This is a genomic window from Bacillus sp. Nf3 (genome assembly GCF_003028545.1).
Classification (GTDB): domain Bacteria; phylum Bacillota; class Bacilli; order Bacillales; family Bacillaceae; genus Bacillus; species Bacillus safensis.
In genome coordinates this window covers 780,194-799,606 of sequence record NZ_PYUA01000001.1, presented here as the reverse complement: position 1 = coordinate 799,606, position 19,413 = coordinate 780,194, and the positions used below count along the sequence as shown (strand labels likewise).

At 41.7% G+C, this 19,413-nt stretch carries 21 protein-coding genes and 1 pseudogene; 6 read left to right on the top strand and 16 right to left on the bottom strand.

The annotated features are described in order from the left end of the window. Positions 1-49: 49 nt before the first annotated feature. On the bottom strand, positions 50-175 hold the full coding sequence (locus tag C9414_RS20115; protein WP_158333015.1) for a YuiA family protein: 126 nt from the start codon (positions 173-175) through the stop codon (positions 50-52). A 135-nt stretch (positions 176-310) separates the two neighbouring features. Then, entirely contained in the window at positions 311-1,528 is a 1,218-nt protein-coding gene (locus tag C9414_RS03975; protein ID WP_181286107.1) for an NAD(P)/FAD-dependent oxidoreductase, read from the bottom strand. A gap of 390 nt (positions 1,529-1,918) precedes the next feature. On the opposite strand from C9414_RS03975, the gene yumC reads away from it, so the two are divergent. Then, complete coding sequence (gene yumC, locus C9414_RS03970) at positions 1,919-2,917, top strand: ferredoxin--NADP reductase 2 (protein WP_039181175.1); 999 nt, start codon at positions 1,919-1,921, stop codon at positions 2,915-2,917. A 46-nt stretch (positions 2,918-2,963) separates the two neighbouring features. Here the strand turns inward: yumC and C9414_RS03965 are convergent, their stop codons facing one another. Further along, the gene (locus tag C9414_RS03965) at positions 2,964-3,170 is read right to left on the bottom strand and encodes a hypothetical protein (RefSeq protein ID WP_024423352.1); all 207 of its coding nucleotides are present in this window, start codon (positions 3,168-3,170) and stop codon (positions 2,964-2,966) included. Positions 3,171-3,408: 238 nt separating this feature from the next. Between C9414_RS03965 and C9414_RS03960 the strand changes: the two genes are divergently transcribed. Both C9414_RS03960 and C9414_RS03955 read left to right on the top strand, forming a co-directional pair. Then, positions 3,409-4,176: a MerR family transcriptional regulator gene (locus tag C9414_RS03960; protein WP_181286100.1), complete on the top strand. Its 768-nt coding sequence runs from the start codon at positions 3,409-3,411 to the stop codon at positions 4,174-4,176. Then, positions 4,160-5,056 carry a DUF2268 domain-containing putative Zn-dependent protease gene (locus tag C9414_RS03955; RefSeq protein ID WP_107163110.1) on the top strand — a complete coding sequence of 299 codons (897 nt, stop codon included), beginning with the start codon at positions 4,160-4,162 and terminating at the stop codon, positions 5,054-5,056. Before C9414_RS03960 ends, C9414_RS03955 begins: the two co-directional genes overlap by 17 nt. Before the next feature lie 146 nt (positions 5,057-5,202). Here the strand turns inward: C9414_RS03955 and C9414_RS03950 are convergent, their stop codons facing one another. The 3 genes from C9414_RS03950 to C9414_RS03940 form a co-directional block, all read right to left on the bottom strand. Then, on the bottom strand, positions 5,203-5,565 hold the full coding sequence (locus tag C9414_RS03950) for a HesB/IscA family protein (RefSeq protein ID WP_024425967.1): 363 nt from the start codon (positions 5,563-5,565) through the stop codon (positions 5,203-5,205). 74 nt (positions 5,566-5,639) lie between these two features. Further along, on the bottom strand, positions 5,640-6,494 hold the full coding sequence (dapF, locus tag C9414_RS03945; RefSeq protein WP_039181179.1) for a diaminopimelate epimerase: 855 nt from the start codon (positions 6,492-6,494) through the stop codon (positions 5,640-5,642). A gap of 270 nt (positions 6,495-6,764) precedes the next feature. Beyond that, on the bottom strand, positions 6,765-7,001 hold the full coding sequence (locus C9414_RS03940; protein WP_008346813.1) for a YuzB family protein: 237 nt from the start codon (positions 6,999-7,001) through the stop codon (positions 6,765-6,767). 255 nt (positions 7,002-7,256) lie between these two features. Between C9414_RS03940 and C9414_RS03935 the strand changes: the two genes are divergently transcribed. Beyond that, positions 7,257-8,324 carry an NAD(P)/FAD-dependent oxidoreductase gene (locus tag C9414_RS03935; RefSeq protein ID WP_034282611.1) on the top strand — a complete coding sequence of 356 codons (1,068 nt, stop codon included), beginning with the start codon at positions 7,257-7,259 and terminating at the stop codon, positions 8,322-8,324. 50 nt (positions 8,325-8,374) lie between these two features. Here C9414_RS03935 and C9414_RS03930 read toward each other — a convergent pair whose 3' ends face one another. Then, positions 8,375-8,605: a hypothetical protein gene (locus C9414_RS03930; RefSeq protein WP_039181181.1), complete on the bottom strand. Its 231-nt coding sequence runs from the start codon at positions 8,603-8,605 to the stop codon at positions 8,375-8,377. Positions 8,606-8,704: 99 nt separating this feature from the next. Further along, on the bottom strand, positions 8,705-9,034 hold the full coding sequence (locus C9414_RS03925) for a YuzD family protein (protein ID WP_047203329.1): 330 nt from the start codon (positions 9,032-9,034) through the stop codon (positions 8,705-8,707). Positions 9,035-9,155: 121 nt separating this feature from the next. Here C9414_RS03925 and C9414_RS03920 point away from each other — a divergent pair. Beyond that, positions 9,156-9,455, top strand: a pseudogene (locus C9414_RS03920) (NifU family protein). A 199-nt stretch (positions 9,456-9,654) separates the two neighbouring features. On the opposite strand, the gene C9414_RS03915 reads toward C9414_RS03920, so the two are convergent. The 6 genes from C9414_RS03915 to yutH all read right to left on the bottom strand — a co-directional run bounded on the left by C9414_RS03915 (position 9,655) and on the right by yutH (position 17,509). After that, positions 9,655-11,625 (bottom strand): S9 family peptidase, encoded by a 1,971-nt coding sequence (locus tag C9414_RS03915; protein WP_107163109.1) that lies wholly within the window; start codon positions 11,623-11,625, stop codon positions 9,655-9,657. 303 nt (positions 11,626-11,928) lie between these two features. Further along, a complete protein-coding gene (thrB, locus tag C9414_RS03910; protein WP_107163108.1) occupies positions 11,929-12,861 on the bottom strand; it encodes a homoserine kinase in 933 nt (310 codons plus the stop codon). Further along, entirely contained in the window at positions 12,858-13,919 is a 1,062-nt protein-coding gene (gene thrC / locus C9414_RS03905) for a threonine synthase (protein WP_024423361.1), read from the bottom strand. Before thrC ends, thrB begins: the two co-directional genes overlap by 4 nt. Beyond that, positions 13,919-15,220, bottom strand: coding sequence for a homoserine dehydrogenase (locus C9414_RS03900; protein ID WP_047202460.1), 1,302 nt, complete (start codon positions 15,218-15,220; stop codon positions 13,919-13,921). Before C9414_RS03900 ends, thrC begins: the two co-directional genes overlap by 1 nt. Positions 15,221-15,443: 223 nt before the next feature. Then, complete coding sequence (locus C9414_RS03890; RefSeq protein ID WP_107163106.1) at positions 15,444-16,412, bottom strand: 2-hydroxyacid dehydrogenase; 969 nt, start codon at positions 16,410-16,412, stop codon at positions 15,444-15,446. A gap of 74 nt (positions 16,413-16,486) precedes the next feature. Continuing rightward, positions 16,487-17,509: a spore coat putative kinase YutH gene (gene yutH, locus C9414_RS03885; RefSeq protein WP_107163105.1), complete on the bottom strand. Its 1,023-nt coding sequence runs from the start codon at positions 17,507-17,509 to the stop codon at positions 16,487-16,489. A 132-nt stretch (positions 17,510-17,641) separates the two neighbouring features. On the opposite strand from yutH, the gene C9414_RS03880 reads away from it, so the two are divergent. Then, the gene (locus C9414_RS03880) at positions 17,642-18,142 is read left to right on the top strand and encodes a phosphatidylglycerophosphatase A family protein (RefSeq protein WP_047202457.1); all 501 of its coding nucleotides are present in this window, start codon (positions 17,642-17,644) and stop codon (positions 18,140-18,142) included. 39 nt (positions 18,143-18,181) lie between these two features. Here C9414_RS03880 and C9414_RS03875 read toward each other — a convergent pair whose 3' ends face one another. Together C9414_RS03875 and C9414_RS03870 are read right to left on the bottom strand one after the other, a co-directional pair. Continuing rightward, entirely contained in the window at positions 18,182-18,955 is a 774-nt protein-coding gene (locus C9414_RS03875; protein WP_107163175.1) for a TIGR01457 family HAD-type hydrolase, read from the bottom strand. 18 nt (positions 18,956-18,973) lie between these two features. Beyond that, positions 18,974-19,408 carry a DUF86 domain-containing protein gene (locus C9414_RS03870; protein WP_039181197.1) on the bottom strand — a complete coding sequence of 145 codons (435 nt, stop codon included), beginning with the start codon at positions 19,406-19,408 and terminating at the stop codon, positions 18,974-18,976. Positions 19,409-19,413 lie beyond the last annotated feature (5 nt).

Sequence of the window (19,413 nt, the reverse complement as noted above, 5' to 3'; positions counted from 1 at the left end):
TTTAACTTGGAAATAGAGATGAAGTCAATCAATGGAAAAAGCAGATCGATTAACGCTTCTTTCCTGTCCCTTTACATTCCTCACACGTTTCAGATCCGCCGAGCAATAGCTGAAAATACCCTTTTCCTGAACAATATTGACAGGCTGATGTTTTTTCCTTTGTTTGTGCATTCATATTGCTCACTCCTTAATCTAAATTTTCTGATAATTCATCATAACATATTTTTCTGTCCAGTACCAAGTGAGAAAATATTCCGTCAAACATGAAAAAACGTGTACCACAGGGATACACGTTTTTGTCTATATCGGTTTAGAAGAACTTGAATTTTCCTTTTTTCAGAACAAGTCCTGGTCCGCCAACCATGAATAATGAACGGTTGTCGATGATTTTTTTCATTGCAGAAGCTTTTGTTCCTTGAAGTTTTTTACCAAACGCAACACCTACAGCGTCGTGTTCACCAAGAGAAGCAACTGTTCCTTTGATGTCTGGCTTAAAGCTTTCAAGAGAACCGCCTTTTACTAGTGCTGCAAGGTTTTTCGCTACTGTTTCACCTTGCTGCATAGCGATTTGTGCAGTTGGTGGGTATGGACGGTTGATTTCTTCATTGATAATCAATGAACAGTCACCAATGATGAAGACATCATCATTTTCTGGTACACGAAGATCTGGAGAAACTTTTACGCGGCCGCGCATGTTTTCAAAACCAGCTTCTTCAACGATTGGGTTACCGCGTACACCTGCAGCCCAAACAACAGTTGCAGCTTTGATTTCTTCTGTATCATCGTCTTTTCCAACAATGATACCTTCAGGCGTACATTCTTTGATCGCTGTACCGATTTTGAACTCAACACCTTTACCTTGAAGGTAGTTCATCGCATAGTCGATCAATTCTGGATCGAATCCAGGAAGAGCTGTTGGCGCAGCTTCTACACAGATGATACGCACGTCTTTTTGATCAATGTCATACTCTTTGCAAAGCTCAGGCACACGGTTTCCAAGCTCACCAAGGAACTCAATACCTGTGAATCCTGCGCCGCCGACAACGATTGTCAAACGCTCTGGACGTTTTTCAGCATCCGTATTATACGTTGCAAATTGAAGCTCGATGTGCTCACGAAGCTGACGAGCAGAGTTGATGTTAGAGATTGAGAATGCGTATTCTTTCAATCCTGCAATACCAAATGTTTCAGGAACAGCACCAAGTGCAACAACAAGGTAGTCATAAGAAAGTTCGCCATCTGATGTCACAACTTTCTTCGCATCCTTATCAATGCTTTCAACTGTTGCTTGTACAAAGTTGACACGGGAACTGTTAATCACATCTTTGATTTGATAACGACAGCGGTCATGATGAAGTGTACCTGCACTTGCTTCATGTAACCATGTTGTTTCGTAATGATAATTATGCTTGTTCACAAGAGTAATTTCCGCATCATTTGTGCCAAGCTGTTTTGTTAATCTTGTTACAGTCATTAATCCGCCATAACCTGCACCTAATACAACGATTTTCGGTTTATTCACTGGAATCACATCCACCTTTTTTAAATTTGCTGTAAAACGGATAAAGAATTACATATCGTTATTCTCAACCGCTTTGCGGCATTTTATGAAATTTAAACAAAAAATAAGTTTGTGAAAATCTGAACTTTCACCTACATAAAACGAAAGCATTTGACCGTATCCGACAAAAATTCATAAAAAATTAATATTTAGTTCCCTTAACAATAATAGCGAGTTCTGCTCCAATTTTCAAGGCTTTAAACTGAAAATCCTTATGATAAACGGTCTTTCTCACTTTTTCTTCCTTTTCAAAGCTTCAGCATCAAAAAACGACAAGTTTTTCAAAACAAGTCAAACGACGATATGTGGTATGATATGATATAGTGATAACAATTTTCATTTGGGAGGATTAAAGGAATGCAAGAAGATTCTAAGGTATATGACATTACCGTTATCGGGGGCGGCCCAGTTGGATTGTTTACTGCGTTTTACGGAGGCATGAGACAGGCAAGTGTGAAAATCATTGAAAGCCTTCCTCAGCTCGGCGGTCAACTATCCGCTCTTTACCCTGAAAAATATATTTATGATGTGGCTGGTTTCCCAAAAATCCGCGCACAAGAATTAGTTGATAACTTAAAGGAACAAATGGATAAATTTGATCAAACCATTTGCTTAGAGCAGGCAGTTGAAACAGTTGAAAAGCAGGCAGATGGGATCTTTAAACTTGTCACAAATCAAGAGGTTCATTACTCTAAAACAATCATCATCACAGCTGGTAACGGGGCATTTCAACCGAGAAAGCTTGAATTGGATACAGCAGAATCATTTGAAGGAAGCAACTTGCACTACTTCATTAATGACTTGAACCAATTTGCCGGTAGACGCGTGGCCGTTCTTGGCGGCGGGGACTCTGCGGTGGATTGGGCACTCATGCTTGAACCAATCGCAAAAGAAGTATCCATCATTCACCGCCGCGATAAATTCCGCGCACATGAGCACAGTGTAGAAAACCTGCACAACTCGAAGGTCAATGTACTGACTCCATTTGTGCCAACTGAGCTCATTGGTGAAGACCGCATTGAACAGATCGTGCTAGAAGAAGTCAAAGGCGACAAAAAACAAGTGCTTGATGTGGACGATGTGATCGTCAACTTCGGTTTCGTTTCCTCCCTTGGACCAATCAAACAATGGGGCCTTGAAATCGAAAAGAACTCCATCGTAGTGAAATCTACAATGGAAACAAACATCGAAGGCTTCTATGCAGCAGGAGATATCTGCACGTATGAAGGAAAAGTCAAATTGATTGCAAGCGGATTTGGCGAAGCACCAACTGCTGTCAACAATGCGAAAGCCTACATGGACCCGAAAGCCCGTGTACAGCCCCTCCATTCCACAAGCTTATTTGAAAACAAATAAGAACGGATTAAAAAAGGAGTTCCCACTCGCGGAACTCCTTTTTCGTTTATTTAAAAACCCCAATATAGGCATTTGCCATTCCAAGTACCATTGCAGCAAGCAGCACCACAACAATCCCTGCCACAACCAAAATCACCCGATCCTTTACACGTTCCTTTTTCGGAAGCGGCTTCTCAATCCCGCAAGATGGACACGTTTTGGAACGATAAGGAATCAGTTCATGACAGTTCCTGCAATTGATTTGTTCACTCAAACCTCAGCAACCTCTTTTCTCACTACAGTTTATGTTTGGTTTTCATAATACTCTTTTCGAGTGGAAATAGCCAGTTGTTCGGGCAAGCTGTAACAAAATTGAGCGATTTGCGAGAAAAACATAACTCCTTGAATTCACTGCTTCAAACAAGATCAACAATGATATAAATCTTTTAAAAAATGATTGACCCTAACGCAACGTCATATTTTATAGTGGATATCAAGAGAGGTGAATTGAAATGAAAGTAAAAGAAGTAGCTGAATTATTTGGTATTAGCATTCGTACACTTCATCATTACGACAAGATTGGTTTATTGACTCCAAGTGAAGTCACAGATAATCGTTATCGGCTCTATTCAGAAGAAAACCTTGAAACATTACAGCAAATATTATTTTTCAGGGAACTTGGCTTTCCATTGAAGGAAATCCAAAAAATGATGCACAATCCTTCATTTAATAAGATAGAAGCATTTATGCTACAAAGAAAAATGTTAATAGAGAAACGAAATAATCTCGATAAAATGATCGGAAATATTGATAAGACGCTACAGCATTTAACGGGAGAAACTCAATACACCTATAAAGAAAGGTTTGAAAATATAAATATAAAATTTAGTCAATATGAAAAAGAAGCTCGTCATCGTTGGGGAAATCAAGCTGTTGATGAAGTCAGCTCCAAACTAAATCATTTGTCTAAGGATGAACAAATCGAATTATCTGACAGCTGGGATAGCATATTTAACAAACTAGCCTCTCTTCGCAACCATTCCCCTAAATCCAAAGAGGTGCAAATCGTCATCAAACAATGGTACGACTTTTTAAACAAAAATTTTAGTTATTACTCTCTTGATGCTTTTTACGGCTTAGGTCAACTCTATATTCAAGATGAACGTTTCAAAAAGAATATAGATCGATATGGTAAGGGCTTGGCATCATTTATGAGCGAAGCGATGAACGTCTTTACTACTCTTCATAAAAGAGGGAACAGCTATGAAAATTTTGATTGAGAATACAATCGATCAATATGAAAAGTTATTCTCAACGAAACACAATAAAGAACATTTTTTCCGACACTCTATGATGAAACCTTTTGAAAAGATGTGGAATATGATAAACGTTCCGCTAAAAGCTAAAGAGCAAAATGGCTATGATGTAATCATGGCAACCAAGATGCTTGGCTATCTTGATATAACAGATACACAAACTGGACAACAGGCATTAAAAAGACTACAAGAAATTCAAGCTCTTCAAACAGCAGATATCACCTTAAACCATTGCATGGATTTCATAAAAAAGCATAACCTTCAAATAAATGCTGATGAGTTGAGATTTGGTCTATATATAGCTGATCCAAAAAAGCTTGAACTGCAAAAAGGATATTGTGGGTTCGGAGGAATTCCTGGATTTATTCAAGTATCACTATATCCAAATTCATATAATATCCCAAGAATTCCTGCTCTCATTGCACATGAATTCCATCATAATATCCGTTTTTCACATTTTGAATGGGATTACGGAAACGTCACGGTTGGAGATTATTTAATTATAGAGGGATTAGCTGAATCATTTGCAAAAGAGCTTTATGGTGAACATGTATTAGGACCTTGGGTCACTTCTTTTGATAAAGAGGAATTAGACTATTCAAAAGAAGTGATGAAAGAGGCTTTATATATGAAAGGGTTTGCTGAGATCAGCAGTTATATGTTTGGTGATATCATTGCCAAAGAACAAGGCTTTCAACCTGTAGGATTATCACCCTTTGCTGGTTATGCAGTAGGTTATCAAGCTGTACAATCTTTCATGAGAGTTAATAAGATAGGGATTGAAGAAGCGACCTTACTTGGTACAGAGGAAATACTAAAAAATTGCGGACTTTTTTATACTTAAAACCTTTATAAAAGAGGACGTACTGTGTAATTTAAGTCAAATTCTTTTTACGCGTCTTTAAACAACACAAAAGACCTCCTCAAAAAATATCAATTTGAGGAGGTCTTAATTATACAAATGGGTTTACAGAATGAATTGTTTTGTCCTTAACACTCTTCCGGCGTACCGGTATTCGTTGCTGTTCTGAAAGAAGAACCGCACCCGCATGATGCGATGGCGTTTGGATTGTCAATCGTGAAACCGCCGCCCATTAGTGATTGTTTGAAATCAATGATGGTTCCGTTCATGATATCAAGGCTTTCGGAGTCGACAAGGACATTTATGCCGTGCTGCTTGAACTGCGTGTCTTTCTCTGAGACTTCATGGTCAAAGCCCATGCCGTACGAAAGACCGCTGCAGCCTCCGCCTTTTACGCCCACTCGAAGGAACGCATTTTCTTCTTCATGTTCTTTCATCATATCTTTAATCTGCAGTGCAGCAGCTTCTGTAATGGTTACTGGTGTACTCATGATCATCCCTCCTTTTGACTGGATGTTTCTTTTTCAATTATAAACGTGATGATGCCTTTTCTCAAATAAATGGTTTAGAGATAAAATGTCCCGTCACAAATGGTCTCCGCAGGACCTGTCATAAGCACGTGGTCATTGTCTTTCCAGCGAATGATGAGGTCCCCGCCTGCTAAATGAACTGTCATGTCTGTTTCTTTTTTCGCCTTCCCATTCACAATCGTGGATACAGCCGCAGCACAAGCCCCTGTTCCGCAGGCCTGTGTAATGCCTGAGCCTCTTTCCCACACACGAAAATGCAGTTCGGTTTCACTGACAACTTCAACAAATTCTACATTAACGCCTTCTGGAAACATATCGTGTTTTTCAATGATCGGCCCAAGTGTATGAAGAGGTGCTTTTTCAATGTCCTCTAAATAAAAAACGATGTGTGGGTTTCCCATTGAAACGGCTGTTCCATTTAAATTCGCAGTGCCAAAATCAAGCGGCTCATTTATTGTTGTGCTGGCCGGTTCACCAAGCATCGGCATCGCTTCTTTTTCAAAACGTGGTTTTCCCATATCTACTGTGACTAGCTGAACATGACCATCTTGAGCGTGAACGGTAGCTTCAACGAGTCCTGACAATGTCTCAATCTGGAACGTTGTGTCCGTCACAATTTGATGCTCATACACATACTTTGCGACGCAGCGCAGCCCGTTACCGCAGTTTTTGCCCTCTGATCCATCATTGTTGAAAATGCGCATCTTCACAGGTGCAACATCTGATGGGCAAATAAGGATCATCCCGTCAGAACCGATCCCTGTATAAACAGAAGAAACGCGAATCGCTATTTCTGATAGCTGCTCTTCTGGAAGCTGTTCCTTCATCTGATTAACGTAAATATAATTATTTCCTAATCCGTGCATTTTCGTGAATTGAAATGATGTCATGAGCTTCCTCCAAAAATGTTGTTTCTTTATAGTATAAAAGGAGTCGATTCAGGAGACAATCTTATCATCCCCCGTTTTTCATACATAGAAGCTCTTTGCTGCCATGGCAAAGGGCTTTTATTATGCATATGCCTCTTTTTCTCTCGTGTGATGTTTCATATTGATGATATTTTATTAGCATAACATATTGAATACGCTTTCCATTCATTCTCCTTAAAAATGGAAGGTGGAAGAGTGAAAAAAATGCACCTCATGACCCATGTGGTGCATTTAAAACATGTCGTTTTCCTCTATAAAAGCATAAATACGCTCGACTAGCTGCTCTGCATTTTCTCCTGAAACAAATTCTCCATTCACAAGTGCAAATGGGGAGTCCATACATTTGCCGCAATAGCTTAAACAGCCGTATTCCATTACGTCTAGGTTTGGGTCTTTTTCAAGCTTCTCTTTTGCTTCTTGAGACCCTTGTGCAAGATTACTTACACAAAATTCGATCAGTGGAAACACTGTGCTTCACCTCACATTGCCTTACCATCCTACCGAAATTCCTTGTATTAGTCAAAATATGAGCTTCATCTGTATCGTTACGCCTATTCCTCGTAAAATGTTTTACTATTTAGGACTAACTGATGAATATGTAGGTTATTTTGAAACAATTATTGTGGTTTCACAGTAAATTCGATATAATTTTATTTGGTATTTTAACTTAAAGTTTTTTAGTATAAGTGTTTTTCAATGTCTACGGGGAAAAGGAGAATCGTCATGAAAAATTTAGTCTTGATCGGCGGAGGTTACGGGAATATGCGGGTTCTCCACCGCTTATTGCCAAATCAATTACCTGATGATGTCACTATCACATTAATTGATCGAAATCCTTACCACTGTTTAAAAACAGAATATTATGCACTTGCTGCTGGAACGATCTCTGATCATCACATTCGAGTATCTTTTCCAGAGCATCCGAAGCTGGATATTCAATACGGGGAAGTAGAAAAAATTGATATTGAAAACAAACAGATCTTATTCAGCGACCGTGAACCGATTCCGTATGATGATACGGTGATTGGACTCGGCTGTGAGGACAAATATCATAATGTCCCTGGTGCGAAAGAACATACATACAGCATTCAAACCATTGATCAGTCAAGACATGCGTATAACAAATTAAACAATTTGAGCGCAGGTGCAACGGTTGGCATCGTCGGTGCTGGACTTAGCGGGGTAGAGCTGGCCAGTGAACTAAGAGAAAGCCGTGCTGATTTAAACATTATTCTTTTTGACCGTGGAGAGTTGATACTATCAAGCTTCCCAAAAAGATTAAGTTTGTATGTGCAAAAGTGGTTTGAAGAAAATGACGTAAAGATCATTAACTGTGCCAATATTACAAAGGTTGAAGAAGGTGTCGTTTACAACCATGATGACGCGATTGAAGCTGATGTCATCGTGTGGACAGCAGGAATACAGCCAAGCAAAGTGGTACGAGAGATGGATGTTGAAAAAGACGCACAAGGCCGCGTCGTATTAACTCCTCATCATAATCTTCCAGGGGATGAGCATGTATATGTCGTAGGTGACTGCGCAAGTCTGCCGCATGCCCCAAGTGCACAGCTTGCTGAGGCGCAGGCAGAACAAATTGTCCAATCTCTGCAAAAACGCTGGAAAAATGAGCCGCTTCCTGAAGCTTATCCACAGTTTAAGCTAAAAGGTGTTTTAGGTTCTTTAGGAAAAAAAGCCGGCTTTGGCTTAGTCGCTGATCGTCCACTTGTTGGCCGGGTGCCAAGACTCCTGAAATCTGGACTCCTTTGGATGTACAAGCATCACAACGGCTAAAATCTTGTGAATTTTTTCTCAAAGCTCCTTCGTGACGAGGGAGCTTTTTTCTATGAAACGGCATGTGCCGATGAGTTGGTCCATTTGATCGGAGCAAGGGCAAGAATGCAGTCTTTACGAAAGGTTCTCATCGTCTTCTTCGATAAACAATACGCTTGGATAAGCTGATCCGTTTGACGGTGTACAATGATTTTTCTCTTCGTGCACTCTCCATTTTTCTTCATATAAATCATCTCAATCGGTACTTGCTGATGAAGAGATTGTTTCAGTAAATAATTCATGATGCTCACGCTCCTTTCATTTCATTATAAACGAACAAGTGTTCTTTTTCAACACAAAAAGGAACGTTTGTTCGTTTTATACCGCAAAAAAAGAACAGCTTATTCACTGTTCTCCTTGTACCCGTATTTCTCCATTTCTTGATAAATGTCTTTTAATTTCGGATTGCCCTCTCCAACGATTTGATCCTCTACTAAGACAAGTGGATAAAAAAATTCATCATCAAGAATTCGTTCAGACAATTCCTTTTGTTGTTCGTTTTCTGGCGGGTGCTCAATATCAATATATGTGATGCGAAATGGCTGATTCGGATATTTTCGTTTTAATGCTGCATCTAACCATTCAAATGTATCTTTTGAAGAAGGCAGATTCACGCAGCTAGCGCACAGTACATCTCTTCCATATACATAAAGATCGACAGTTTTGTTCATTTGACAAGCCCCCTATTCTTTCTTCATTTTAGCTGAATTTTCTGGATGAAAAAAGTCAAAATCACTTTTTGTTTCAAGATGAGATTGTGCTATAATGAGAAGGAAACTTTGAAACCAATCAATAGATTTTTATCGTCCAGATGAATATAATGGTGATATGTTGTGAAAGGAGCGATTATATCTAATGACTGAAGTCGAAATGAAAGACCAAGTACAGGAAGTACTGGACAAACTTCGTCCATTTCTATTACGTGATGGTGGAGACTGTGAGCTTGTAGACATTGAAGATGGCATTGTGAAATTACGTCTTCTTGGTGCATGCGGCAGCTGCCCAAGTTCAACCATTACATTGAAAGCCGGTATTGAGCGCGCATTATTAGAAGAAGTGCCTGGCGTTGTAGAAGTTGAACAGGTTTTCTAATTCATATATGACATGAAAACGACCCGATTAGGGTCGTTTTTTTCATGATTGACAAAGGCTTTAGCCCTTTGTCTTCTTTTCAGCGTGATAAGAAAAGGACGAGTACTGGCGCGGAGCGAATTTTCTATTCGTGAGCACCAGCACGCAGGACTGACACCGAATGCGAGGGTTTGTCAGCACGCTGAAGGGTCGTTTTTGATTACGCTAGCTTTTCTCTAAACCATTCCTTTATAAAGGTCAATCTTTGAATGCGCTGCCCCGGGTGTCCGCTTCTGGACAAATCATGAGATGCCTTCGGGAATTTGACCAATCTTGTGTCTTTCCCAAGCTCCTTCAATGCCACAAAAAGCTGTTCTGCTTGATCAACTGGGCAGCGATAATCTTCATCGCTGTGCAGGATGAGAAGCGGCGTGTTCATCTGCTTCACATATTTTAGCGGCGAACGATCCCATAGCTTATCGACAGAATCATAAATATCCCCATCAATCTGCCACCTTGTAAAGAAATAACCGATATCACTAATGCCATAAAAGCTAATCCAGTTTGAAATGGAGCGCTGTGTGACAGCTGCGCGGAAGCGGTCGGTCTGACCGACAATCCAGTTGGTCATAAAACCGCCATAGCTCCCGCCAGTCACGCCGAGTCTTGTTTCATCAAGGAAATCATAGGCTTTGAGCACATGATCAACAGCCTGCATAACATCGTCATAATCAACGTCACCATAACTTCCTCTCACACGGTCGGTAAACATCTGTCCGTATCCATGACTTCCGTGCGGATTGATATACACGATGGCATAGCCTTCAGAAGCAAGCATTTGAAATTCATGAAAATACGTATAACCATACATCGCATGCGGTCCGCCATGAACCTCTAGAATAAGCGGATATTTCTCCCCCTCTTCTATCTTGGAAGGCTTCATAAACCAGCCATGCACCTCGTCGCCATCTTTTGACTGAAAAGAAAATGGTTCAGGTTCGGATACGACATACTCCTTTAGAAAATCATGATGCTCAAACGTGATTTGCTTTAGTTCTGTCTCCCCTAATGTCAGCTCATATAGCTCGCTTGGTGAAACAGGTGAAAGCCGGCTGAGCAGCAGTTTGGATTCATCTGGATGAAGGCTGAAATTGGTGATATGTTCCGCCTCTAGTCGAACTGGATAGGCTAAACCTTCAATAGAGAAATAATAAATCCCTGTACTGCCTTGATCAGAAACAAGCGTATAAAATCCTTGGCTGTCTTTTGTCCACTGTGGAACTTGATAGGCCTCTCCCATCACGCTATCTCCTGCCATACAGTTTCCAACATACATATCGAGCATTTCTGATAGCTGAACCGCCTTGTCTTCTTTCAGATCATACAGCCATAATGATGGGAAGGTGGCATTTTGGAATTCACGCTCATGTCCAATATACAAAAGACTCTCTCCATTTGGAGAAAAAGATACGGTGGAATAAGCGCCGTTTGCTTGTGTGATCTTTTTTGTCTGACCATCTTCTAATGACAGAAGACACACGTCACTTATGTAAGGTATCTGTGGATTTAATTGAATAAAGGCAAGCCATTTTCCACACGGGGAAACGGTATGATTCATATGATGAACCTGCTCGCTCGTGATAGGCTCTACCTCTCCTGAACGGATATCCACTTTCACGATCTGTGTGACACGCCCATCTAAAAAGCCTCTTCCATCTGCTTTATAGGTCAAATCATCATATACCGCTGGAGCAAATTCATCTTGCTCTTCCTTTTTTTCATCATGAACAGATTCTGATTGTTTCAATGACACAGCCGCATAAATGAATGCTCCGTCGGGAGAAAAGACAGGGTGAGATACTCCGTATTGAATCTTCGTTAAAGTACGCACGCCGCCTCCTTCGCTCTTTATGAGTGCGAGCTGAGGGACTTCCTTTGGCTTTTGCAAAATAAAAGCAAGCTGCCTGCCGTCCTTTGACCAAACTGGCTGATGATGCTTTCCATCCTCAAATGTCCATTGTGCCAGCTCCTCTGTCTCTTCATCTCGAACCCATAAATGGATATTGTAATCGTCCTTTTTCTCATTCACAGTGACTTTTGTAAAGACTGCCTTTTTTCCATCTGGTGAATAAACCGGATGAGAAACAGAAACAATCTTCGTTAAATCTTCTGCCGTCATCAATTTCTTCATGAATGTATCTCCCCCTTATATGCATAAAAAATAGTTCGATCCTCTAAATAATAATCCCTGCTTCTTCCCATAAAAACAAGCATAAAAAAGAACGTGCAGATTCACAGCACGTTCTCAGATTGCTGAAAAAGGGCTAAAATGATCTTTATTTTAGCTCTTTTTCTTCTTTTCAGCGTGATTGAAAACCCTTGAAGTCTAGGAAGAACGAGCACTGGCGCGGAGCGAATTGAACATTCGTGAGCACCAGCGCGCAGGACTGACAAAGAATGCGAGGGTTTGTCTACACGCTGGGAACGTGCAGATTCACAGCACGTTCTTTACTTGATTAGCAGGATGATGCTGCACGACAACACCTTCTACAGGTACCGTCAGCAAATCGACTTCGCAATGCGGGAAGTTTTGGGCAAGCTGTTCTTTCAGTGCTTCTCCTTTCCCTTTTTCCACTAAGGTGAGGATCGTCGGCCCAGCACCGCTCAAAGCTGTTCCATACGCTCCTTTGAGCGAAGCGACATGCTCTACCTTCGACAGCTCTGGAACGAGCATTGTGCGGTAAGGCTGATGAAATAAATCCTTATTCATCATTTCTCCAACAAGCGGCCAGTTTTGTGTCATTAAGGCGGCAACAAGGACGTTGCTTACAGCACTCGCACTAACAGCATGCTTATAGGAAAAATCCTCTGGCAGAACATCACGGGCATCCTTTGTGAGCACTTCATAAAAAGGAATCACCACGACAACATCTACATCCACATGCTGCACTTTAACGGCATGGGTTTTGTCTTCTTCATGAAGACCAATCAGTAAACCACCGAATAAAGAGGCACCCGCATTATCTGGATGACCTTCTACCTCACTTGCATAAAAGAGCTTCTGATCATCTGTCATGTTTAATTCAAGAAGCTGATTGGCGAGTTCAATGGCGGCCACGATGGCAGCAGCACTGCTGCCAAGCCCCCGTGCCAATGGAATATCACTCCACACTTTGACATGAACAGGCGGGAGTGTTTTTCCAAAGTCATCTGCGACCTTTTTGGCTGTTTGATAAATCAGGTTGTCGGTGCCTGATGGAATCCCAGACACGACATCTGTTTCTGCTTCAAACAGCCAGCTATCATTGTCATAGACCGATAGCTTTAAATAGCGGCTGAGTGCCATTCCAACTGAATCAAAGCCTGGTCCTAAATTGGCAGTGCTTCCCGGTACTGTGATTGAAAAAAGCATGGAGGCTTCACTCATACGCGTGCGGCCTTTTCTAAGTGTTCAAGAATTTGATCTTCATCTGCATCGAGTGTAACCGGCTTGATTTGTGAAATATCAATAGCCGTATTTGGATCTTTCAGTCCGTTACCTGTTAGTACCGCAACAACTTTACTGCCTGGCTTGATTTCACCAGATTTCACCTGCTTTAACACGCCCGCAATCGATGCACATGAGCCCGGTTCTGCAAACACACCTTCTTCACGTGCAATCAATTGATACGCATGAAGAATTTCCTCATCAGTCACTTCATCAATCTTTCCGTTTGATTCATCTGCGGCTGCCACAGCTTGTTTCCAGCTCGCTGGATTTCCGATACGGATAGCTGTTGCCACTGTTTCTGGCTGCTCAATCACTTCATTTCGAACGATTGCCGCTGCACCTTCTGCTTCAAAACCACGCATGACAGGCAGTCCAGTTCCTTTTTTCTCGTGATATTCCTTGAAGCCTTTCCAGTAGGCTGTGATGTTCCCGGCATTTCCAACAGGAATCGCTAGTACGTCCGGGGCAGAGCCTAGCTGCTCACAGATTTCAAATGCTGCTGTCTTTTGTCCTTCAATTCGATAAGGATTGACCGAGTTAACAAGAGCGATCGGCGCTTTTTCACAGATACTGCGGACGATTTTCAGTGCATCATCAAAGTTGCCGTCAATGGCAATGATCTCTGCTCCGTACATGACAGCCTGTGCAAGCTTACCGAAGGCAATTTTCCCGTCAGGAATGATGACAATACATTTCATATCAGCACGGGCTGCATATGCCGCTGCTGCTGCAGAGGTATTCCCTGTTGAAGCGCACATGATTGTATCATTGCCTTCTTCTTTTGCCTTCGCAACGGCCATGACCATTCCTCGATCCTTGAAAGAACCTGTTGGATTCACGCCTTCTGTTTTCACATGAAGCTCGATCCCCAGCTTTTCTGAAAGCTTGGCGAGATGGATCAGCGGTGTATTCCCTTCATTTAATGTTAGTTTAGGTGTAGATTCGTTTACTGGTAAGAATTCTTGAAATTCTTCAATGAGTCCATTCCATTTCATCAGCTTAAACCGTTCCCTTCTACTCGGTACGTGCTCTTCACTTGAACCACCACGTCGAGGTCGTTTAATTTTTGCAGGATATTTGAGAAATCTTCTTCTGAGGTCTGATGTGTAATAATCACAATTTCAGCCAGCTCATCGTGTCCTTTCACAGGAAGCTGAAGGATCTTTTCAAAGCTGATGCCTCTTTCAGAAAAAATAGATGTAATGCGGGAGAATGCCCCGACTTGATCTCTGACATGAATTCTTAAGAATTGCTGAGCAAATACTTCTGATGATGATTTGATCTTCTTTTCAAACTGCGGTGCGATAAATCCGCTTCCGTTCACGCCAAGGCGCATGTTTTTCATTACTGCGACTAAGTCTGATACAACAGCTGTTGCCGTTGGCAGACTTCCTGCTCCAGGTCCGTAAAACATCGTTTCTCCTACAGCACTTCCGTAGACATACACCGCATTAAATTCATTGTTAACGGATGATAATGGATGATGATCAGGAAGTAAGGTTGGCTGAACGCTGACCTCTACTTTCTCTCCATCCCGCTGAGCAATTCCAATCAGCTTCATTGTATAGCCAAACCGCTTACTGAAATTAATATCCTCATCAGAGATATCAGAAATACCTTTCACCTTGACATCCTCTAAATCTACATTCATGGAAAAGCCGAGTCTTGCAAGAATCGCCATTTTCCTTGCTGCATCCAGTCCTTCTACATCAGCTGTCGGATCTGCTTCTGCAAACCCAAGATCCTGTGCTTCTTTCAAGACATCCTCATATGCGCTTTTATCGACATTCATTTTCGTTAAAATAAAATTCGTTGTACCGTTCACAATCCCCATCATCTTGGTGATTCGGTCAGAGGCCAATCCTTCCTCCAGCGTACGTAAAATCGGAATTCCTCCGGCAACACTTGCTTCATAATAAAGATCACAGCCATTTTCTTTTGCTACATGTAAAAGCTCCGTACCATAAAGTGCCATTAAATCTTTATTCGCTGTAATGACATGCTTCTTCTCATTCAACGCATCTATTAAATATTGTTTTGTCTCTTCAATGCCGCCCATCACTTCAATGATGACGTCGACCTCTGGATCTCTAATCACATCGTATACTTCAGTTGTGAAGACCTCTCTTGCGACATCCACATCTCTTTTTTTATCGGGATTGCTCACAAGCACTTTTTGTATTAATACCGGACAGCCGATTTGGTGCATTAATTTATCCTGATGATCTTGAATAATTTTTACGACACCGCTCCCCACTGTTCCTAATCCTAATAGCCCAACTCGAATTGCCTTCACCTGAAATTCCACCTTTCTCCATAAATGTCCTCTCTAAAAAGACATTTGTTAACCTTACACAGACATTCAATGTACACACATTATAAAGGGGTATCCTCATTTTGACAAGGTAATAAAATAAGAGATTGTCAGAATGAAACCGCTTAACAACTATTTATATCAAGATTCTATATTTTCAAAATATTTTTGTCAGAAAAGCTCCCGAACACCGGGAAGCTTTATATTATGAACGAATCGGCGTTTTGGCTGGCTCGTCTTGTAAGACAAGCGCAATATTCTCTGCACATAAACGCATCATCGTTTTTCTCGTTTCGACACTAGCACTTCCAATATGAGGGAGGACCGTGACGTTAGGTAATGTCGTTAATGGATGAGATGGACTGACAGGCTCTTGTCTAAATACATCTAGACCTGCGCCGGCAATTTTTCCTGTCGTGACAGCCTCGTATAAAGCATCCTCATCCACTGTCTGTCCTCTTGATACGTTAATGAAATAAGCAGAGTTCTTCATCAGATCAAATGCTTGTTCATTAAACATGTCTTTCGTTTCCGGGGTTAACGGCGTCAGACAGACGATGAAATCAGACTGTTTGAGCAGTTCCTCAAAATCCGCATATGTCACACCAAGCTGCGCTTCTGCCTCGGGTTTTCTGGAACGATTATGATAAAGGACATTCATATTAAAGCCTTTGGCCCGCTTGGCAAGTGCTGTTCCAATGCTGCCCATTCCGACAATCCCGAGCGTTTTGTGATGAACATCAGCACCAGCAAGAAGAAGCGGCCCCCAGCCTGTCCAATTTCCATCCTTAATCCAATCACTCGCCTCGACAATGCGTCTAGCTGACGCCATCAGAAGGGCAAAGGCTAAATCAGCCGTCGATTCTGTTAAGACGTCTGGTGTATGACATACAGTGATTCCGCGCTTTTTGGCTGCTTCAACATCAATATTGTCATAGCCAACAGCAAGGTTTGCGACCACCTTGATATTCGGAGTCTTTGATAAGAGAGGCTCATCTATTTGATCTGACAGCATGGTGAGAAGCGCATCCGCTTTAGCTGCTTGTGTTTCTAGCTCTTCTCTTGGACATGGCTCATTCTCGCTCGGCCACATCTCAACATGAGCGACTTCTTTTAATGGTGTAAGTGATGCTTCATCAAGCTTTCTTGTGATATAGACATAAGGTTTCGTCAAGAAGAACACTCCTTTAATCGATTTCTTTAAGCATAACGAAAAACGCCTCAAGAGAAAAGAGACGTTTCGTCTGTTCACTGAAACTTCAAATCAGCTGCAGGCTGAATCCAGCCAATAGCCGGAATGGGGCTCCCACCGCTTCGCATGGCGCTCATTTCTTGAAAAACCTTTAGAAAGTATTCATAGCGATTGGCATCATTTAAAACGTAATCTAACCGCTCTTCATAATATGCTTTTTCATTTTCTCCCGACATGTAGTAGCCTTCCACAATTTCAAAATAATGAAGCGGGAACAGCAGACGGCTGTATAACAAACGCTTTGAAAAGGAGGAAAGAGGTGTCACCTGTTCATATTGCTGAAGAAAGGAAAAGCCCTCTTCAATTAAATCTTCCTTATGCTGCACAAAAGTCTCTCTTAAGTATTCGGCAATATCACGGGTTGGATGATCAAAGACCCAATCCACAGGTAAACGAAGCGGCTGCTCATGCGGCCATGTCATACGTGAAAAGCGCTGGTGACAGACAGTGCCTGAGTCACCTTCTTTCGGTTCATCATCAAGCTCAGTATCGACTAAATATTGAATGGCATTCTCCGTTAATCCAAGATAATACGGAAACGATTCAATGAATTTTTGTTCAAACCGTTCCAGCGGTTTTTGATGCATTTGCTGCATCCAAAAGCCTTCAAGCTGATCTAATCGTTTTGCCCACAATTCCTTCCAGGCACCGACACGTTTTGTTTCGGATACTTCATATGGAAAGCCTCTTCCCCTGACATGAAAGGCCGCCAGCTCTGACGCTTGCTGAAACGAACGGCTTGAGATCGGAGGCGCTGCTTTTAATAAAGCGTACTGCTCCTTCCCATGAGTAAAGGTGGGTTTTTCTTCATTTGTTAATTCAAACACAGCAACGTATGGGTCTCCAGCATTCAGTAAATACTGACTGATATGATACATCTCTGCGAGTTCTTCTTCTCGCAAATGAGACACAGGAACAATAAGAAAGAGAGCCTCCGCCGTTTGAAAGCTCTGATAACTGCCGTATGGCATAAACTGACGAACATCAATACCAAATGTGTGATAAATGGTTTCTTTCATGTTTTCACCTGCGTTCCTATGATCAATCTCTTATCATATCGTAGTCGCAGGTTACGGGATTTATGAATACTATTTACTATCCGAAGCTTTTTACACGTTGTGGACAAATTAAGAGGATTGGGTGAGGAATACATGCCGCATCATCATGAGATGAACGAAGTAGAAAAAACAGCAAGACGCCGTTTACAAGAACGAGGCGTAACCATTCAAGATATAGCAGACCTTGTCTACTTTTTACAGGAAAAATATCATCCTGGCTTAGACATGACAGAGTGCATCCACAATGTGGAGCGTGTCATCGCAAAACGTGAAGTCCAAAATGCGATTTTAACGGGCGTCGAACTAGACGTACTCGCCGAGCAAAAGAAGCTGACTGAGCCGCTTCAATCAATACTTGAAACGGACGAAAGCCTGTATGGCGTTGATGAAATTTTATCCTTTGCTATCGTCAATATTTATGGTTCGATCGGCTTTACGAATTACGGATATATCGATAAAGAAAAACCGGGAATTCTCGGAAAACTCAACGATAAATCCACAGGCGAATGCCACACCTTTTTAGATGACATCGTCGGCGCTATTGCTGCTGCCGCATCAAGCAGGCTGGCACATAGTGCGAAAAATGCGGAATAAAGAAAAAGAGGACGCGCGCGTAACGCTTGTCCTCTTTTTTTATGATAATCGCACAATCCACTCGGATAATGAATCAATGACATAGGTTGGCTGCTTTTCATACTGCTGAAGCAGCTCTTTTGTTGTCACACCTGTATGGACGAGTAATGTGTCCATCCCTGCATTCATTCCTGCCATAATATCCGTATCATAGTTATCACCCACCATGAGCGTCTCAGACACATCTGTTCCAAGCACACGCATCGCTTGTTCCATAATAATGGATTCTGGCTTTCCGATAAATGTCGGCTGAACTGTTGTCGTCACAGTCAGTACAGATGTTAACGAGCCATTCCCTGGCAAAAGCCCTCTTTCTGTTGGGATGGCAATATCTCCATTTGTTGAAACAAATTGTGCGCCTTGACGGATGGCAATCGCACCTACTGCTAATTTTTCATATGTAATGCCACGGTCAATTCCAACAACAACAAAATCTGCGTCTTCCTGACCAAACGTCAGCCCTTTTTCTTCAATGGCCTGCTTGATTCCTTCTTCACCGATCACGTAAACTGACGCATCTTTCTTTTGCTCAGCAATATAATTGGCCGTCGCCATACTTGTTGTGAAAACTTGTTCTTCTGTGGCTGGAATATCGAAGGAAACGAGTTTTTCCGCTACCTGCTTTGGCGTGCGTGATGAGTTATTCGTGACAAACAAGTAAGGGATGTTCAACTCATTTAACTTCTGAACAAATTGACCTGCTTCTTCGATCTTTTCTGTTCCTTTATACATTGTCCCGTCTAAATCAATTAAATAGCCTTTGTATTTCATGATGCTCACAACTCCAATGGTTTATTTAAACGCTGATACTGGGCCAAGCTCCTGCTCCAAGTAGGTACGGATGCGGCTTGGAAAGACCTCTAGCGCTTGCTCTACTTCACTGATGACCTGCAATAAGTCATGATGATCCACTTCCTGATATTGCTGCACAAGTGTTTTGCGGGATGAGACAAGCTTTTTCAGCTGACTGCCTTCACCTTCTGGTACGACCTTTTCATCAACAAGGATATCCATGATGTCATCATAGCTTCCTGGGTCACGCATAATAAAGCCATCAATCATGTCATTTCCAGTATCAAGAATACATTCGACGAGCAAATGAACAATTCGTTCCAGCGCTTTTTTTTCTAAAGGGCTTGTCCATGTTTGATGACTTTGCATCAACTCATATTGCTCCTCGAAAAAACGTAATGTCTCTTCAATCTTTTTTCTGTCTACGAAATACATTATGA

Coding starts and splice junctions, on each gene's coding strand:
- C9414_RS03935 (WP_034282611.1), top strand. CDS start 7,257: ATGAAAAATTTAGTCTTGATCGGCGGAGGTTACGGGAATATGCGGGTT.
- C9414_RS03950 (WP_024425967.1), bottom strand. CDS start 5,565: ATGAGTACACCAGTAACCATTACAGAAGCTGCTGCACTGCAGATTAAA.
- C9414_RS03925 (WP_047203329.1), bottom strand. CDS start 9,034: ATGAACAAAACTGTCGATCTTTATGTATATGGAAGAGATGTACTGTGC.
- C9414_RS03960 (WP_181286100.1), top strand. CDS start 3,409: ATGAAAGTAAAAGAAGTAGCTGAATTATTTGGTATTAGCATTCGTACA.
- C9414_RS03955 (WP_107163110.1), top strand. CDS start 4,160: ATGAAAATTTTGATTGAGAATACAATCGATCAATATGAAAAGTTATTC.
- yumC (WP_039181175.1), top strand. CDS start 1,919: ATGCAAGAAGATTCTAAGGTATATGACATTACCGTTATCGGGGGCGGC.
- yutH (WP_107163105.1), bottom strand. CDS start 17,509: ATGAAAGAAACCATTTATCACACATTTGGTATTGATGTTCGTCAGTTT.
- thrC (WP_024423361.1), bottom strand. CDS start 13,919: ATGAAATGGAATGGACTCATTGAAGAATTTCAAGAATTCTTACCAGTA.
- dapF (WP_039181179.1), bottom strand. CDS start 6,494: ATGACATCATTTCAATTCACGAAAATGCACGGATTAGGAAATAATTAT.
- C9414_RS03915 (WP_107163109.1), bottom strand. CDS start 11,625: ATGAAGAAATTGATGACGGCAGAAGATTTAACGAAGATTGTTTCTGTT.
- thrB (WP_107163108.1), bottom strand. CDS start 12,861: ATGAGTGAAGCCTCCATGCTTTTTTCAATCACAGTACCGGGAAGCACT.
- C9414_RS03930 (WP_039181181.1), bottom strand. CDS start 8,605: ATGAATTATTTACTGAAACAATCTCTTCATCAGCAAGTACCGATTGAG.
- C9414_RS20115 (WP_158333015.1), bottom strand. CDS start 175: ATGAATGCACAAACAAAGGAAAAAACATCAGCCTGTCAATATTGTTCA.
- C9414_RS03880 (WP_047202457.1), top strand. CDS start 17,642: ATGCCGCATCATCATGAGATGAACGAAGTAGAAAAAACAGCAAGACGC.
- C9414_RS03870 (WP_039181197.1), bottom strand. CDS start 19,408: ATGTATTTCGTAGACAGAAAAAAGATTGAAGAGACATTACGTTTTTTC.